We start from the raw sequence: 15623 nt of genomic DNA on the forward strand, positions 1-15623 counted from the left end.
ATCCGGGAACCGGACCCGCGGTCCGGCTTGTGGTGCGGCTCAGTTCGTGGGATCGGCCGGGCGGGACGTGCCCGGATCCTCATCGCGCGGGGCGGACGACGGCGCCGGCTTGCCGACGCTGCCTGCTCCCCCGGGGATCTTGGCCGAGCTGCGGTGGATACCCGAACCCTCACTGAGGTAGTCCGGGTTGGGCTTTTCCGTCATCAGCAGCAGGGAGGAGATCAGCAGGGACGCGATGAAGGCGATTCCCATGGCCGTCAGGCCCAGATCAACCCGGAGTTCCTTCTCGGCTCCGCCGGTGGCGAAGATCATGGTGCAGACACCGGCGACCACCGCCAGCACAGCGGAGAAGATCAGCGGTGCCTTCACGGAGTTCCGCCTCTGCGGGCCGCCGGTTGAGCTCTTCGCCACGTTAGATCCTCCTGCTGGGTTGGGGTTGCGCGGGTTGGTGCCGAATGCACTGCCGCGTCTCTAGTTTACGGCCTTTGCGGGATCCCCCTGGGCGCTGCGGGCATCATGCCGGGCCCCCAGGGCCGAAAGCGCCAGGATCACGGCAATGATGATTGCGGATCCGCCGGTAACCCCGAGCAGGGCGCGGGGGCCCAGGTCCTGGAACACCAGCACCAGCACACCCGCACCAGCGGCCGCTGCGCCGGTGATGAGCCCGTCACGGACCGGCAGGAAGGTCTTCCGGTCCCTGAACCACAGGAACAATTCAATGGCGCCGCCGACTATCAGGGCGGTGGACGCCGCCGCCGGGAAGGCCTGCATGGTTCCGGCCGCAGCCGGAACCACGGTGAGCGCACCTGCCAGCACGTAGAGAACGGCCTCGGCCGACAGGAAGGTTTTGGTGCTGCCGTGGCCGCGGGCCGTGCCGGCCAGGAGCAGGAGCGCGGCACCGGTCAGCAGCAGATAAGCACCGCCGGCATAGGCCAGGACGGAATCATCGGGTTCCTGCCAGAAGATCGTCAGCACGCCGTAGACCGCCGCTACCGCTGAACGCAGCAGCATGGGTACCCATGGTGCTCCGGTGTTGGATGCGCCCACTGCAGAGCCTCCGCTTTCATTTCGCCGTCATGGAGTAGCCGGTTGGCCACCGTCCAGCTTAGTCGCTGGCTGTTCCCGATGCCGCACCGGTAACCATCCAGGCATCCTGCCGTACGCGCCAGGAGAGCGTGGCTGCCCGGGCACACATGTAGCCCAGGGCGAAGGCAGCCCACAACCAGGCGATGCCGACGGAACCTGCAAGCTGCGAGGCATGCACCCAGATCAGCAGCGGCAGGTAGACCGCCAGGTTTATCAATCCGGTCAGCGCAAGGTAGCGGGCGTCCCCCGCCCCGATCAGCACACCGTCCAGGACAAACACCAGCCCGCAGATCGGCTGGGACACGGCCAGGACCCACAGGCCGGCCGTCATGGCCTGCTGCACGCCGGTGTCGCCGGTGAAAAGCACGCCGGCCACCGGGGCGGCAATCGCCAGCAGGCCGCCGGTAATGACGCCGAAGCCCACGCCCCACACCACCATCCGGCGTGTCAGGGCACGGGCCAGCGCGGTGTCCCCGGCCCCCAGTTCCTTGCCGATCATGGCCTGCGCGGCAATGGCCAGGGCATCCAGGGCAAAGGCCAGGAAGGTAAACACGGTCATCACCAGCTGGTGGGCCGCCAGGGATTCCGGGCCCTGCGCCGTGGCAACCAGCACCGTGGCCAGCACGGCTGCCCGCAGGCTGAGGGTGCGCAGCATCAGCCAGGACCCCACGTGCGCGGTGTTGCGGATCCCCGCCGCCGTTGGCCGCAGCGGCACGCCCCGGGCACGGGACATCCGGGCCACTGCCGCAAGGTAGAAAACGGCCATGCCCCACTGGGCGATGCTGGTGCCCAGTGCGGAACCCGCCACCGAGAGGGAGAAGCCGTACACCAGAAGGTAGTTCAGCCCAATGTTTGCGGCGAAGCCCACGGTGGCAACCACCAGCGGTGTCCGGGTGTCCTGCAGTCCGCGGAGCACACCCGTAGCGGCGAGGACCACCAGCATGGCGGTGAGTCCCGGCATGGAAAAGCGCAGGTAGTCCACGGCATACCGGTGCACATCCCCGGTGGCGCCCATAACGGTGCACAGTTGCGGCGCGAAGATGTAGCCGGCCGTGGAGAGCACCGCGCCCAGCCCCAGGGCCAGGGCTATTCCGTCCCGGCCGGCGGCGAGCGCGTCCGCGTGCCGGTTGCCGCCGAGGTAGCGGGCAACGGTACCGGTGGTGGAGTAGGCGAGGAAAACCATAAGTCCGACGGCGGTCTGCAGCACGGTGGAGGCGAGGCCGACGCCGGCCAGCTGGTTCACGCCCAGATGGCCGACAATCGCCGAATCGGCGAGCAGGAAAAGCGGCTCCGCAATCAGCGCGCCCAGCGCCGGCAGGGCCAGGGCCAGGATCCGCCGGCTGAGCCGCCGTGAGGAAAGGTCGGCTGGGGTATTCACAGCATCCAGCCTACGTTTTCACCGGCCCGGCCGCGGCGTTTCCACCGCCGTCGTCGGCGCGCAGGACCAGACCGGCCACCAGTGCCGCCGCCAGCAGCAGCGCACCCACAAACAGCACCAGGGCCGGCCAGCCGTTGTGTTGGAAGCAGTAGCCGCCGGCCCAGCCCAGCACGCTGGAACCGGTGTAATAAAAGAGGTTGTACAGCGAGGATGCCTGGGCGCGGCCCACCGGGGCCAGCAGCGGCGTCCAGCCCGAGGCAATCGCGTGGGCACCGAAAAACCCTGCGGTGAATACCAGCAGACCGGCCACGATGGCCGCCAGATGATCGGCAAGGGTCAGGGCCAGGCCGGCCCCCATGGCCCCCGTGGAGAGCAGCAGCACCAGCTTGCGCCCGCCGCGGCCTGCCAGCCGGGCCGCCAGGGTGCCGGCTGCCCGGGAGGACCAGGTGCCGGCGAGGTAGGCCAGGAACAGGGCGCTTGCCAGGGACTGCGGCAGCCCGAAGGGCGGGCCGCCCAGCCGGAAGCCGAGGTAGTTGTAGACCGCAACAAAGCCGCCCATCAGCAGGAAACCCTGCAGATAGAGGGCCAGCAGGCGGGGGTTGCGGAGATTTGTGCCCAGCCGGGCCGCCAGCTCGCGGCCGGGAGCGGCAGCCCGTTCCGGAACAAACCCGTGCTGGCGTGGCGCGGTCAGCATAAAAACGACGGCGGCGCACGCGGCGAGAATACTTACGGCAGCCACACCGGCCCGCCAGTTGATCAGTTCGGCCACGGGGGCCGCCAGGATCCGGCCGGCAAGGCCGCCGAGGGTAGTGCCGGAGACGTAGGTACCCGCAGCCACCGCAGCGTGGAGGCGGCTCACCTCTTCGCTGAGGTAGGCCAGGGCCACGGCGGGAATGCCGCCCAGGGCGGCGCCCTCAAGGAAGCGCAGCACCAGCAGGACCGGAAGGGTGGGGCTTAGCGGCACCGCCAGTCCCAGCACCACCGCAGCCAGGATCGCCACCCGCATTACCGGCAGCCGGCCGAAACGATCCGCCGCTGCGGACCACGGAATCACCGTCACCGCGAGGCCGAGCGTGGCGGCGGAAACGGTGAGGGCGGCCGACGACGCCGAAATTCCCATCCCGGCCGCAAGCTCCGGCAGGACGCCCTGCAGGGAATACAGCTGGGCGAAGGTGGCCACGCCGGCCGCGGCCAGGCCCACCAGCACCCCCCGGTAGCCGCGGGTCCCTTTGGCGTGCCCGGTGAAACCGGCGGGCCCGGCCGGCACGCTCATGGCCGGTCCCGGCGGGGTGCGCCGGGGCCCGGCCTACCTTCATTTCCCTGGCCGGCGGGAGCGGTTCCCTCCAGCATCCCGGTGAGTTCCGCGCGGAGGTTTCGGCGTGCCTGCTCTTGCCAAAGCTTTCGGCCGGAGGCCGTGCGGAACAACGGATCCGCGGCCATGAACTGCCGTATCACCCGCTCACGGCCCGCGGCGAATTCCTGATCCGAGAGGTGGGCATACTCGGCGCGGACCTCCGTTACGTAGGCGCGGTACCGGTCCGGCTGACGGGCCAGCACCGAGAGGTCGGCGTCGGCCAGGAGCTCGCCGTGCCGGTCCCCGGGCCGGGGATCATGCCCCGCCGTGAGGCGGACCAGGCGGGCACATTCGGCGGTATCTGCCGCGGTCACGCCCGCAGCAGGCAGCAGGGCCTCAGCGAGCCGGGCAGAGGCTTCCTCATCCTTACCCGGAGCCCCGGAATAGACGGCGTCATGGAACCAGGCGGCAAGGGCCACCGGGACCGGAACCCCGGAACCGGCAAGCAGGTCCAGGGCCTCCAGCACCTGCAGGAGGTGGCGGCGGTCATGGTAGCGGCGGTGCGGTTCATTCCAGTGCTCCAGCAGGCGCTCCCCCAGGTCCGGGGCGCCGGGCAGCAGCCGGTTCCAGCGGTGCATCAGGGGCCGGGCGAGCGCTGAGGGCCGGTCCCGTGCCGGAATCCGGAGTCCGCTGGCAATCAGGATGCGCACCAGGTTCCCGCCGGTGACGGGCACCGCGCCGCGCCGGACCAACGCGTCGTAGCGCTGCTGCGGGACGTCGTAATGGTCGCCGTCGAACGCACGCGGCGAGATACCGGCGGCCCGGGCAAATGCGTGCAGCTCGCCCAGCCCGGCATCGGAAATGAGGTGGGAGAAAAGGGTGTTGTGTGCCGGCCACATCGGCGGATCGATGTAGATCATGGGTCCATGGCGTTCAGTGGCAACAACTGCATCGTTTATGTGTATCGCACGCGCGGCCCCCATTTCCATGTGGGAGCTGGACGGGGTGCCCCGGCATACCGGGCAGGACGCCGGTCCGGGTACGGGAAACTTCAGGAACCCCCTTGTTCTGCCTGTGCCGCAATGCTGCAATAACGGCATGGATGAGGTCACAGCCGGTCACCCCGTGCCCGCAGTGGTTGCCATAGGAACCCGGAAGGGCCTCTGGCTTGCCACCAGCAGCGACCGCCGGAACTGGACGCTGAGCGGGCCGGAATTCGCGATGGCCGAGGTTCCCTCCCTGGCCTTCGATACCCGCACGGACACTCCGCGGCTGCTGGCCGGGGTGCGGTCGGAGTGGTGGGGCACCAACGTTGCCGTCTCGGATGATCTCGGCAAGACCTGGCAGGAACCCGAGGCCCCGGCCATCGCCTTCCCCGCGGACACCGGGGCCACACTGGAGCGGATCTGGCAGCTAAGGCCGGACACCGAAGACCGCCCCGGGGTGGTCTGGGCCGGCTGCGAGCCCATTTCCGTGTTTCGTTCCGCGGACGGCGGGAAGCACTTCGAGCTGGTCCGCGGACTGTGGGACCATCCGCACCGGACCCGGTGGGGTGCAGGGTACGGCGGTCCGGCGGCGCACACCGTACTGCCGAGCCCCGCGGATGATTCCGTCCATGTGGCCATCAGCAGCGGCGGCGTATACCGCTCCGATGACCGCGGCGAGAGCTGGGATGCCTTCAACACCGGGATCATTGCCGATTTCATGCCGGAGCATTACCCCGAATTCGGACAGTGTGTGCACAAGGTGGCCCGTGATGCAGGCAATCCGCAGCGGCTCTATGCGCAGAACCACGGCGGGGTCTACCGCAGCGACGACGCCGGCGGGCAGTGGGTGTCCATTGCGGACGGGCTGCCTGCGGATTTCGGTTTTGTGATGCTCGCCCACCCCACCCGTCCGGACACCATCTGGACCATCCCGCTGGGTTCCGCCGGTGAGCGCAATCCTCCGCAGGGGCATCCGGCGGTGTACCGCAGCACCGACGCCGGCAGCAGCTGGGAGCGGCACGACGCCGGCCTTCCCGCCTATGACTTTAACGCGGTGCTGCGCGATGCCGCGGATGTGGACCGGGCGGATCCGGCGGGCATCTACTTCGGCACGCGCGGCGGCGAGGTGTACGCCAGCTCCGATGAAGGGGAAAGCTTCAGCCTGCTCACCGCCAACCTTCCGGATGTGCTCTGTGTCCGGGCGCTTGCCCTCTGACGCGCAGGGCGCCGCCTCCGCCGTCGAGCTTCTGCTGCCGGCGGCGCTGGCTGAGGCTGCCGGCGGCAGCCGCAGCTTGGTGTTCCGTCCCGGCTCCCCGGGCCATTCTGCCGGGACCGCTGGCGGTGCGGGCGCTGGCGGTGTGGGTGCTGGCGGTGACCGGGCCCCGACCATCGGCGTGCTTTTGGAACTGCTGCGGGACCGGCATCCCGGGGTGTACCGGCGCATTGTGGACGACGCGGGAGACATCCGCCGGCACGTGAACCTGTATGTGGACGGTGATGACATCCGGGACCTGGCCGGTTCCTCAACTGTGCTGGGCCCCGGTGCCGTGGTGCTGGTGCTGCAGTCGATTGCCGGCGGCTAACCGCGGTTAAACGCGTGCGGGCGCCCCGCTTGGTAGCGGGGCGCCCGATGCGTCGGCAGCCGGCCGTCGTCGGTCCGGTGCCGAAGCTGTGTACTCCGGTGGTTAGGCCGGCAGCTGCAGGGTCTGACCGGTGAAGATCAGGTCCTGGTGAATCACGGTGTCGGCGTTGGCGTTGTACAGCGCCTGCCAGCCGCCCTCAATGCCCAGCTTCTCGGCAATGGTGGACAGCGTGTCGCCGGCCTGGATGACGTAGGTCTCGCCGGACAGGGCCGGGGCAGGAGCCTGCACCGGTGCAACAGCCTGGACCTCAACGTTGGTCGGGGCCGGCAGCTGCTCCGGAAGGGCCTGCGGCTCAACATAGGTCGGTGCCGGAGCGGCTTCAACCGGAGCGGTTTCAACCGGGGCGTAGGTCTGTGCCGGCGCCTGGGTTTCCACCGGGGTGGTCGCGGGGGCCGGGGTGGCGGCCTGCGGGTTGGCAGTGGCACCGGTCAGGCCCAGCTTGGCAGTGCAGGCAGGCCATGCGCCGGGACCCTGTTCGGCCAGGACCCGCTCAGCTACGGCAATCTGCTGCTCGCGGCTGGCGTTGGCCGGGTCACCGGTTCCGCCGAAGGCGGCCCAGGTGCTGGGGGTGAACTGCAGGCCGCCGGAGAAACCGTTACCGGTGTTGGTAGCCCAGTTTCCACCGCTTTCGCACTGTGCAAGCGCGTCCCAGTCCATTGAGCTGGCGTTGGCTGGTGCCGCAAGGCCTGCGAGGCCGGCAGCGCCGACACCGGTGAGGGCAGCGGTGGCCAGTCCACGACGTACGATACGACGGATCTTCTGGTTCTTCATCGGTTCTTGTGCTCCCAAGGGTTCCACCTGCGCTCAACCCGTCCCCGGGCTTCCGCGCGCCGTCGCCTACCCCGACTGATAGAGGTCTTTTTCGGTACCACGCAGCGGCGACGTACAGTGGACGCGTGGTACTTAGTGCGATTCATGCATCGGCCGCACCAGCTTTGGGTGCCGACCGCGCCGGCCTTCGAAACGGCCGGCAGTCCAGCCCTCGATCCGGGCTCATAAACAACCTAAGGCAGTCATTTGTCGAGATCAAATCGCTACCTAATCGAAACCTAATCGTTACCGGCCGCGATCCGCGCCAATAAGCCGATCGAGGCGGGTCTTGTAGGGTTCATCACAATCAGTTCCGGGTAACGCTGGACACACGTCAATTTGCGTTCTATCTTGCTTTCTGCGTCGACGCTCACAACCGGATTCGGCAGCCCTTAACGAACGGTGGCGGGCCCCCTCCCGGGAACCCGCCGCCTGTTTTATGCGTGGTTCATTTCAAGGCATTGGAGGCCTTGCGCTTGTTGAAGACGTCGAAACCGACCGCAAGCAGCAGGACCAGGCCCTTGATGAACTGCTGATAGTCGATCCCCACGCCCATCAGGGACATTCCGTTGTTCAGGACGCCCATGATCAGGCCTCCGGTGATCGCGCCGACAATGGTCCCCACTCCGCCGGTGACAGCGGCGCCGCCGATGAATGCCGCGGCAATCGCGTCAAGCTCGAAGAGGTTTCCGGCACCCGGGCCCGCCGAGTTCAGTCGTCCGGTGAAGATCAGTCCGGCAAGTGCGGCCAGCACGCCCATGTTCACGAAGAGCAGAAAGTCCACCCGTTTGGTGTTGACGCCCGAAAGCTGGGCCGCCTGCAGGTTCCCGCCGCGCGCATAGACATGGCGGCCAAAGACCGAGCGGTTCATCACGGCACTGTAGGCCACCACCAGCACCCCCAGGACAACGAGCACTATGGGTGTTCCGCTCCTGGAGCTGGCAAGCAGGTAGGTCAGTCCAAGGACAACGACGGCGCTGAACAGCAGGCGGGTGAAGAACCATGCCTTCGGTTCGTCATCCAGGTTCAGCTTCATCCGGGCAGCCCGTCCGCGGAGCTGGCTGAGGACCAGCAGGATAGTGGCCAGCAGGCCGAGTCCCACGGTGGTCCAGTCCAGCAGGTTGGTTTCCGCCGGGAACAGCCCGGGAAACAGGGACCCTCCGCCGAGCTGGCGGTATTCCTCCGGGAAACCGGTGATCCGCTGGTTCCCCAGGATGATCTGGGTGAGGCCGCGGAAAACGAGCATGCCGGCCAGTGTGACGATGAAGGCGGGGATCCCTACGTACGCCACCCAGAATCCCTGCCAGGCGCCGACCAGCGCACCCACCACCAGGGAGGCCACCAGCGCAGCCCACCATGGCATTCCCCAGTCGCGGATCATGATGCCGGACATGGCGCCCACAAAGGCCGCGACGGATCCCACGGACAGGTCAATGTGGCCGGCCACGATGATCATGACCATACCGATGGCCAGCAGCAGGATGTAGCTGTTCTGCACAATGATGTTGGCCACGTTGTCCGGCTGCAGCAGGGCGCCGCCGGTCAGGACCTGGAACAGGGTGACGATCACCAGCAGGGCCAGGAAGATGCCGATCTGCCGCAGCCGGCCGGCCAGGAACCGTCCGGCGTCGGCGAGCGGGGACGGTTTGGGGGTCCTGGTGCCGAGTGCCGGATCCTCACCGGCGAGAGTGGTAGCCATGGCTATTCCTTTTCCTGTGTCATGTGCTGCATAAGTCGTTCGGGGGTTGCCTCGGCAATCGGAACCTCGGCGGTGATGCGGCCCTGGGCAAGGGTGTAAATGCGGTCACAGATGCCAAGGAGCTCCGGAAGTTCGGAGGAAATGACAATCACCGCCTTGCCCTGTGCCGCGAGCCGGTTGATGATCGTGTAGATCTCGTATTTGGCTCCGACGTCGATCCCCCGGGTGGGCTCGTCAAGGATGAGGACATCCGGATCCGCGAACATCCATTTGGAGAGGACCACTTTCTGCTGGTTGCCGCCGGACAGCTTGCCCGCAACCGCACTGACGGACGGGGCCTTGATGTTCATGCTGCGCTGGTAGTCCTGCGCCACCACGGTTTCCCGGCCGCCGTCCACCCACCCCCGGGTGGCGAGCTTGGTCAGGGCGGAGGCTGAGACGTTCCGCTTGATGTCCTCGATCAGGTTCAGGCCGTACCGCTTCCGGTCTTCGGTGGCATAGGCGATGCCGTGCCGGATCGCCTCCTGTACGGTGCGCGCGGTGATTTCCCGTCCGTTCTTGTACAGCGTGCCGCTGATGCCGGTGCCGTAACTGCGTCCGAAAATGCTCATGGCCAGTTCGGTACGCCCGGCGCCCATCAGCCCGGCGATGCCGACAATCTCCCCGGCGCGCACGGACAGGTGCGCCCTGTCGATCACGACACGGGCGTGTTCCGCGGGGTGGTGCACGGTCCAGTCCTCCACCCGCAGCACCTCCTCGCCAATCTCGGGGGTGCGGTCCGGGTAACGGCTGGTCAGTTCCCGTCCCACCATGCCCTTGATGATGCGTTCCTCGGTGACGGACCCGTCATCGAGGCTGAGCGTCTCGATGGTCTGCCCGTCCCGCAGGATGGTGACCGAGTCGGCAATGGCCCGGATTTCGTTGAGTTTGTGGCTGATGATGATGCAGGTGATGCCGTCCTCGCGCAGGCCGCGGACCAGGCCCAGCAGGTGGGCGGAGTCCTCATCATTCAGCGCAGCCGTGGGCTCATCCAGGATCAGCAGCTTCACGTCCTTGGACAGCGCCTTGGCAATCTCCACCAGCTGCTGCTTTCCCACGCCGATGTCCCCGGCCCGGGTAACCGGGTTCAGGTCGAGTCCGACCCGGCGCATCAGTTCTGCCGCGCGGACATTGGTTTCGTTCCAGTTAATGAAGCCGCGGGCCGAGCGTTCATTGCCCAGGAAGATGTTTTCGGCCACGGAGAGGTACGGCGAAAGCGCCAGTTCCTGGTGGATGATGACGACGCCGCTGCGTTCGCTGTCCTTGATGTCCCGGAAGGCAACGGGCCGGCCGTCCAGCCGGATCTCGCCGTCGTAGCTGCCGTGCGGGTAGACACCGGACAGCACTTTCATCAGGGTGGACTTGCCTGCCCCGTTCTCGCCGCAGATGGCATGGACCTCTCCGCGGGCCACGGCAAGGGTGACGTCCTGCAACGCCTTGACGCCGGGGAATGCCTTGCCGATCCCGGTCATTTGGAGAATGTAGTCACTCACGCGGACCTCCCTGTCCTGGACTTTCGATGGTGGTACAGGTGGCGGCCGGTACCGGGCCGCCACCTGCCGGGTGTTACTTAAGGTCGGAGGCCTCGTAGTAACCGCTGTCCACCAGGACTTCCTCATAGTTGTCGACGGTGACGATCTGGCTTTCGAGCAGGTACGCCGGCACTACCTTCGCGCCGTTGTCGTAGGTCTCCTCGTCATTGGTTTCCGGTTCCTCGTCCTTCATCAGGGCATCAACCATCAGCACGGCGCGTTTGCCGAGCTCGCGGACGTCCTTGAAGATCGTGGAGTACTGCTCGTCGCTCATGATCGACTGCACCGAGCCCACTTCCGCGTCCTGGCCGGTGATCACGGGCAGGTTCTCCCCGGAGTAGCCGCCGGAGCGCAGGGCGGAGATGATGCCGATGGACAGCCCGTCATACGGGGAGAGCACGCCGTCGATCTGTGCACCGCCGCCCACGGTCAGCAGGTCCTCCATCCGGTCCTGGGCGGTATCCGGCAGCCAGCGCAGGATGGCAGCCTGCTCGAAGGCGGTCTGCCCGCTGGGGACCTTCAGGGTTCCGTCATCAAGGTAGGGCTGCAGGGTGTCCATGGCGCCGTCCCAGAAGAACGTGGCGTTGTTGTCATCCGGGCTGCCCGCGAACAGTTCGACGTTGAACGGACCCTTTTCCCCGGTCGGCTGCCCGGCGTCGTCCAGGACGCCCAGACCGGTGAGCAGTGAGGTGCCCTGCTGCACCCCCACCTCGTAGTTGTCGAAGGTGGTGTAGTAGTCCACGGTGTCGGATTCGTTGATCAGCCGGTCATAGGCGATCACCGGGATGTCCTGGGCTTCGGCGGTATCCAGCACACCGGTCAGCGTGGTGCCGTCAATGGAGGCAATGACCAGGGCCTCGGCGCCGCCGTTGATCATGTTCTCGATCTGGGAGACCTGGGTGGGGATGTCATCGTTGGCGTACTGCAGGTCCACCTCGTAGCCAAGTTCCTCAAGCTGGGACTTGACGTTCTCACCGTCGGCGATCCAGCGTTCGGACTGCTGCGTGGGCATGGCGACGCCGATCTTGGCGCCCTCGTTGGAGTCCCCGCCGGCGTCCCCGCCGCCGCGGTTGCCGGCGCAGGCGCTCATGCTGAGGGCCAGGCTCAGCGAGACTCCGCCGATAAGTACCCGCTTCAGTGTGGGTTTGCGTGTCATGGTCATGCCTTTCGTGGTTGCCGTGCCTTGGTGAGGTGGGTTCAGAGTTTCTGGGCGAGCCGGTAATAGGCCGCATTCCAGCGGACTTCCCGCTGGAAGGCGCGCAGGTCCGTGGTGTTGTCGATCAGCAGCAGTTCCACGCCGGACATCTCCGCGAAGTCGGTGAGCACGTCCGCCCCGAGGGCGGTGCTGAGCACGGTGTGGTGGGCGGCGCCGGCGGTGAGCCAGGCGGCCGCGGAGGTGGCGAGATCGGGATGCGGCTGCCAGACGGCGCGGGCCACGGGGAGGTTCGGCAGCGGGGCGTCCGGAGGAACCACGTCCACCGTGTTGGCGGTCAGCCTGAACCTGTCGCGCATGTCGGACATGGCCAGGACGACGCCGGGGCCCGGGTCTGTGTTGAACACCAGGCGGACTGGGTCTTCCCGTCCGCCGATGCCCAGCGGGTGTACTTCCAGGCTGGGTTTGTCCGTGGTGAGGCTGGGACAGATCTCGAGCATGTGTGCGCCAAGGATTTTCTCCTCGCCGGGCACCAGATGGTAGGTGTAGTCCTCCATCAGGGAGGCGCCGCCGGGCAGGCCGGCGCCCATTACCTTGGCCGCCCGCACCAGCATGGCGGTTTTCCAGTCCCCTTCGGCGCCGAAACCGTAGCCGCTGAACATCAGCCGCTGGACGGCGAGTCCCGGCAGCTGCCGCAGTCCGCCCAGATCCTCGAAATTGGTGGTGAAGGCGCCGAAACCGCCTTCTTCAAGGAACTGGAGCAGGCCAAGTTCCTGCCGCGCCCCGTAGCGCAGGGATTCGTGCCGGCTTCCGCCGGGCCGCAGCTCCGGGGAAACGTCATAGATGTCTTCATACTCAGCGATCAGTTTGTCCACGCTGTCCTCGGACTGCGCGTCCATCACCTCCACCAGGTCATTGACCCCCCAGCTGTTGATGGAGACGCCAAAGCGCAGTTCGGCTTCGGTCTTATCCCCTTCGGTGACGGCAACGTTGCGCATGTTGTCGCCGAAACGGGCAACCCGCATGCCCTGCATGGCTGCCCGGCCGGCACAGGCACGCTGCCAGGAGGCAATCTGGGCAATAACGGCGGGGGCGGAAACGTGCCCGACGACGGTCTTGCGGGGCACGTCCAGGCGGGTGGAGATATAGCCGAATTCCCGGTCCCCGTGCGCAGCCTGGTTCAGGTTCATGAAATCGAAGTCGATCTCCGCCCACGGCAGTTCCACGTTGATCTGCGTGTGCAGGTGAAGAAGCGGCTTGCGCAGCGCGTCCAGCCCGCGGATCCACATTTTCGCGGGGCTGAAGGTGTGCATCCAGGCAATCACGCCTATGACGTTTTCCGCCGCATTGGCGGCGAGCGCTGCCGCATGGATGGAGCCTGTGTCCGTGAGTGTCGGTTTCCAGACCGGGCGCAGCGGCAGGCCGGCGTCGTCGAGCATGCCGACAATGGCCTTGGACTGTTCGGCTACCTGGTGCAGCGTGTCTTCTCCGTAGAGGTCCTGGCTGCCGGTGAGGAACCAGACCTCGTAGGGTTCGAGCGTGGTGTTGAGGGGACTCACGTCAGTGCACTCCTGAACTTGATGGGGTTGCTGCCGGCTGCTGGCCGTACACGTTCTGGTATCGCTCGAACAGGGCGTCGATGTGCGCCGGTTCGATGGGCAGGGGTTCCCCGAGCTGGCGGGCGAAGTGGACCGTGCGGGCAACGTCCTCGAGCATGACAGCTGCCTTGACGGCGTCGCGTGCGTCCCGGCCGATGGTGAAGGGACCGTGGTTCCGCATCAGGACTGCGCGGGACCGGTGGCCCTGAAGGGTGGAAACGATGCCGCGGCCAATCGAGTCATCGCCGATGATGGCGAAGGGGCCCACGGGGATCTCCCCGCCGAACTCGTCAGCCATGGCGGTAAGCACGCAGGGAATCGTTTCACCGCGCGCCGCCCAGGCCGTGGCATACGGAGAGTGGGTGTGCACTACTCCCCCGGTTCCGGGCATGTTGCGGTACACGTAGGCATGGGCTGCCGTATCGCTGGACGGAGACAGGCCTGCGTCCTGGCTTCCGGCCACGGGACCCCCGTCGGGGTCGCACAGGATCAGGGATTCCGGACTGAGGTCCGCATATCCGACGCCGCTGGGCTTAATGACGAAGTATCCGGTGCCGGGAATCCGGCCGGAAACGTTTCCGGCCGTCCACGCCACCAGCCCGTACCGCACCAGTTCGCCGTGCAGGGCTGCCACCTCTGCGCGAACGCGTGCAACTGCCTGCTCGAAACCGTTCCCTGGAATACTCATGCGCTCACCTCACGGACCAGGCGGGCTGAGCGGCGTATGGCCTTCAGCTTCCGCATGACGTCGTTGCCGCCCCGGCCGAAATAGTCATGCAGCGCCGTGTATTCCGCGTACAGCGCGTTATAGGCCTGCGAACGCTCCGAATCCGGCAGGAACTCGTTGCGGTGCACCCTCCCCATGGCAGCCGCGGCGTCCCGCACGTGCGGGTACGCACCGGCGGCCACGGCAGCGTGGATGGCGGAGCCGAGTGCCGGGCCCTGGTCGCTGCCAATGACGGAGATCGGCATGCCGAGGACGTCGGCGTAGATCTGCATCAGGAACCGGTTCCGAACGAGTCCCCCCGCCGCGACGAACTCCGTCACCGGAATGCCCGAGGAGGTGAAGGCCTCCACAATGGTGCGGGTGCCGAAGGCCGTGGCTTCCAGCAGCGCCCGGTACACCTCGTGCGGGCGGGTTGCCAGGGTCAGTCCCACGAGCAGGCCGGAAAGCTCATGGTCCACCAGGACGGAGCGGTTCCCGGACTGCCAGTCCAGGGCAAGGAGCCCGTGGGCGCCTACCTCCTGCCCTGCAGCCTGTTCGGTGAGCAGATCATGCACGCTCATCCCGCGGTCATCCGCCTCCCGGGTCAGTTCGGCGGGGACGAAGTGTGCGGTGAACCAGCCGAAAATGTCTCCGACACCTGACTGGCCGGCCTCGTAGCCGTAGAGGCCCTCGACAATGCCGCCGTCCACCACGCCGCACATTCCCGGCACGTCGCGCAGGATTTCGGCGTTCATCACGTGGCAGGTGGAGGTGCCCATTATCGCGACCATCCGGCCCGGGCCGGCCACCCCGGCCGCCGGCGCACACACATGGGCGTCCACGTTGCCGACGGCCACCGGAATTCCGGCCGGCAGGCCGGTCCAGGCCGCTGCCTGCTCGCTGAGCGTCCCGGCGGCTGAGCCCAGGCTGCCCACCGGGTGTTCGAGCTTCCCGGAAACAAACCCGGAAAAGTCCGGGTTCAGTGCCGCCAGGAAATCCCGGTCCGGGTATGCGCCGTCCTGCAGTATGCCTTTGTACCCCGCTGAGCAGGCGTTTCGCACATAGTTACCGGTCAGCTGCCAGACAATCCAGTCCGCGGCTTCCACCCAGTGATCCATCCGTTCGTACAGCTCGGGGTCCTCTTCCAGCAGCTGCAGCCCCTTGGCAAATTCCCATTCGCTGGAGATCAGCCCGCCGTAGCGCGGCAGCCAGGAAACGTTGCGCTGCCCGGCGAGTTCGTTAATCCGGTCCGCCTGCGCCTGCGCCGCGTGGTGGCGCCAGAGCTTCACGTAGGCGTGCGGACGGTCCTGGAGCCCGGGAAGCTCATTCAGCGGGGTGCCGTCCTTGGTGACGGGAACCATGGTGCACGCGGTGAAGTCGGTACCCACCCCAATGACTGATGCCGGATCGATGCCCGCAGCCCGGATGGCCGCCGGTACCGCGTGCTGCAGGACCTCTATGTAGTCCGCCGGGACCTGCAGCGCCCAGTCGGGCGGCAGTGGTGCACCGGTGGCAGCCAGGTTCGTGTCCATCACTCCGTGCCGGTAGGGGTGCACCGCGGACCCGAGTTCGGCGCCGTCATCCACCCGTACGACGACGGCCCGCCCGGAGAGGGTGCCGTAGTCGATGCCCACTACATGGGCGGGATCATTCCTCTGCTGCACGGTGACCTCATTGTCGTAGACCGGTAGACCCGTGA

General features: G+C 67.0%; 14 protein-coding genes. 2 read left to right on the plus strand and 12 right to left on the minus strand.

All coding sequences use genetic code 11. From position 1 onward, the window contains the following. Nucleotides 1–39 precede the first annotated feature (39 nt). From MUK71_RS15900 to MUK71_RS15920, 5 genes are read right to left on the minus strand one after another with little or no spacing between them, the layout of a single operon-like run. The gene (locus MUK71_RS15900; protein ID WP_227903064.1) at nt 40–411 is read right to left on the minus strand and encodes a hypothetical protein; all 372 of its coding nucleotides are present in this window, start codon (nt 409–411) and stop codon (nt 40–42) included. 60 nt (nt 412–471) lie between these two features. Continuing rightward, nucleotides 472–1047, minus strand: coding sequence for a DUF308 domain-containing protein (locus tag MUK71_RS15905; RefSeq protein WP_227928173.1), 576 nt, complete (start codon nt 1045–1047; stop codon nt 472–474). Between the two features lie 58 nt (nt 1048–1105). Then, nucleotides 1106–2473 (minus strand): MATE family efflux transporter, encoded by a 1368-nt coding sequence (locus MUK71_RS15910; RefSeq protein ID WP_231709861.1) that lies wholly within the window; start codon nt 2471–2473, stop codon nt 1106–1108. Nucleotide 2474: 1 nt separating this feature from the next. After that, nucleotides 2475–3737: an MFS transporter gene (locus MUK71_RS15915; protein ID WP_227903067.1), complete on the minus strand. Its 1263-nt coding sequence runs from the start codon at nt 3735–3737 to the stop codon at nt 2475–2477. Continuing rightward, a complete protein-coding gene (locus MUK71_RS15920; RefSeq protein ID WP_227928171.1) occupies nt 3734–4678 on the minus strand; it encodes a DUF4031 domain-containing protein in 945 nt (314 codons plus the stop codon). The genes MUK71_RS15915 and MUK71_RS15920 overlap by 4 nt, the downstream gene beginning before the upstream one ends. 178 nt (nt 4679–4856) lie before the next feature. Between MUK71_RS15920 and MUK71_RS15925 the strand changes: the two genes are divergently transcribed. Together MUK71_RS15925 and MUK71_RS15930 are read left to right on the plus strand one after the other, a co-directional pair. After that, complete coding sequence (locus MUK71_RS15925; RefSeq protein ID WP_227928170.1) at nt 4857–5960, plus strand: WD40/YVTN/BNR-like repeat-containing protein; 1104 nt, start codon at nt 4857–4859, stop codon at nt 5958–5960. Continuing rightward, on the plus strand, nt 5950–6327 hold the full coding sequence (locus MUK71_RS15930) for a MoaD/ThiS family protein (RefSeq protein ID WP_227903070.1): 378 nt from the start codon (nt 5950–5952) through the stop codon (nt 6325–6327). The genes MUK71_RS15925 and MUK71_RS15930 overlap by 11 nt, the downstream gene beginning before the upstream one ends. A gap of 102 nt (nt 6328–6429) precedes the next feature. On the opposite strand, the gene MUK71_RS15935 is transcribed toward MUK71_RS15930, so the two are convergent. From MUK71_RS15935 to araB, 7 genes are all read right to left on the minus strand, one after another. Beyond that, on the minus strand, nt 6430–7158 hold the full coding sequence (locus MUK71_RS15935) for a transglycosylase family protein (protein WP_227903071.1): 729 nt from the start codon (nt 7156–7158) through the stop codon (nt 6430–6432). 487 nt (nt 7159–7645) lie between these two features. Next, complete coding sequence (gene mmsB / locus MUK71_RS15940; RefSeq protein ID WP_227928168.1) at nt 7646–8896, minus strand: multiple monosaccharide ABC transporter permease; 1251 nt, start codon at nt 8894–8896, stop codon at nt 7646–7648. Nucleotides 8897–8898: 2 nt separating this feature from the next. Then, complete coding sequence (gene mmsA / locus MUK71_RS15945; protein ID WP_231709860.1) at nt 8899–10407, minus strand: multiple monosaccharide ABC transporter ATP-binding protein; 1509 nt, start codon at nt 10405–10407, stop codon at nt 8899–8901. 94 nt (nt 10408–10501) lie between these two features. After that, nucleotides 10502–11623 (minus strand): multiple monosaccharide ABC transporter substrate-binding protein, encoded by a 1122-nt coding sequence (gene chvE, locus MUK71_RS15950; protein WP_227903074.1) that lies wholly within the window; start codon nt 11621–11623, stop codon nt 10502–10504. Between the two features lie 41 nt (nt 11624–11664). Further along, nucleotides 11665–13179, minus strand: a complete 1515-nt coding sequence (gene araA / locus MUK71_RS15955) for an L-arabinose isomerase (protein ID WP_227928164.1) — start codon at nt 13177–13179, stop codon at nt 11665–11667. A gap of 1 nt (nt 13180) precedes the next feature. Beyond that, complete coding sequence (locus MUK71_RS15960) at nt 13181–13906, minus strand: L-ribulose-5-phosphate 4-epimerase (protein ID WP_227928162.1); 726 nt, start codon at nt 13904–13906, stop codon at nt 13181–13183. Further along, complete coding sequence (gene araB, locus MUK71_RS15965; protein ID WP_227928161.1) at nt 13903–15588, minus strand: ribulokinase; 1686 nt, start codon at nt 15586–15588, stop codon at nt 13903–13905. Before araB ends, MUK71_RS15960 begins: the two co-directional genes overlap by 4 nt. Between the last annotated feature and the right edge of the window lie 35 nt (nt 15589–15623).

Origin of the sequence: Arthrobacter zhangbolii, from assembly GCF_022869865.1 — a bacterium.
GTDB classification, from domain to species: Bacteria; Actinomycetota; Actinomycetes; order Actinomycetales; family Micrococcaceae; genus Arthrobacter_B; species Arthrobacter_B zhangbolii.

Coding starts and splice junctions, on each gene's coding strand:
- MUK71_RS15925 (WP_227928170.1), top strand. CDS start 4,857: ATGGATGAGGTCACAGCCGGTCACCCCGTGCCCGCAGTGGTTGCCATA.
- mmsA (WP_231709860.1), bottom strand. CDS start 10,407: ATGACCGGGATCGGCAAGGCATTCCCCGGCGTCAAGGCGTTGCAGGAC.
- mmsB (WP_227928168.1), bottom strand. CDS start 8,896: ATGGCTACCACTCTCGCCGGTGAGGATCCGGCACTCGGCACCAGGACC.
- MUK71_RS15915 (WP_227903067.1), bottom strand. CDS start 3,737: ATGAGCGTGCCGGCCGGGCCCGCCGGTTTCACCGGGCACGCCAAAGGG.
- MUK71_RS15920 (WP_227928171.1), bottom strand. CDS start 4,678: ATGATCTACATCGATCCGCCGATGTGGCCGGCACACAACACCCTTTTC.
- MUK71_RS15935 (WP_227903071.1), bottom strand. CDS start 7,158: ATGAAGAACCAGAAGATCCGTCGTATCGTACGTCGTGGACTGGCCACC.
- chvE (WP_227903074.1), bottom strand. CDS start 11,623: ATGACACGCAAACCCACACTGAAGCGGGTACTTATCGGCGGAGTCTCG.
- MUK71_RS15960 (WP_227928162.1), bottom strand. CDS start 13,906: ATGAGTATTCCAGGGAACGGTTTCGAGCAGGCAGTTGCACGCGTTCGC.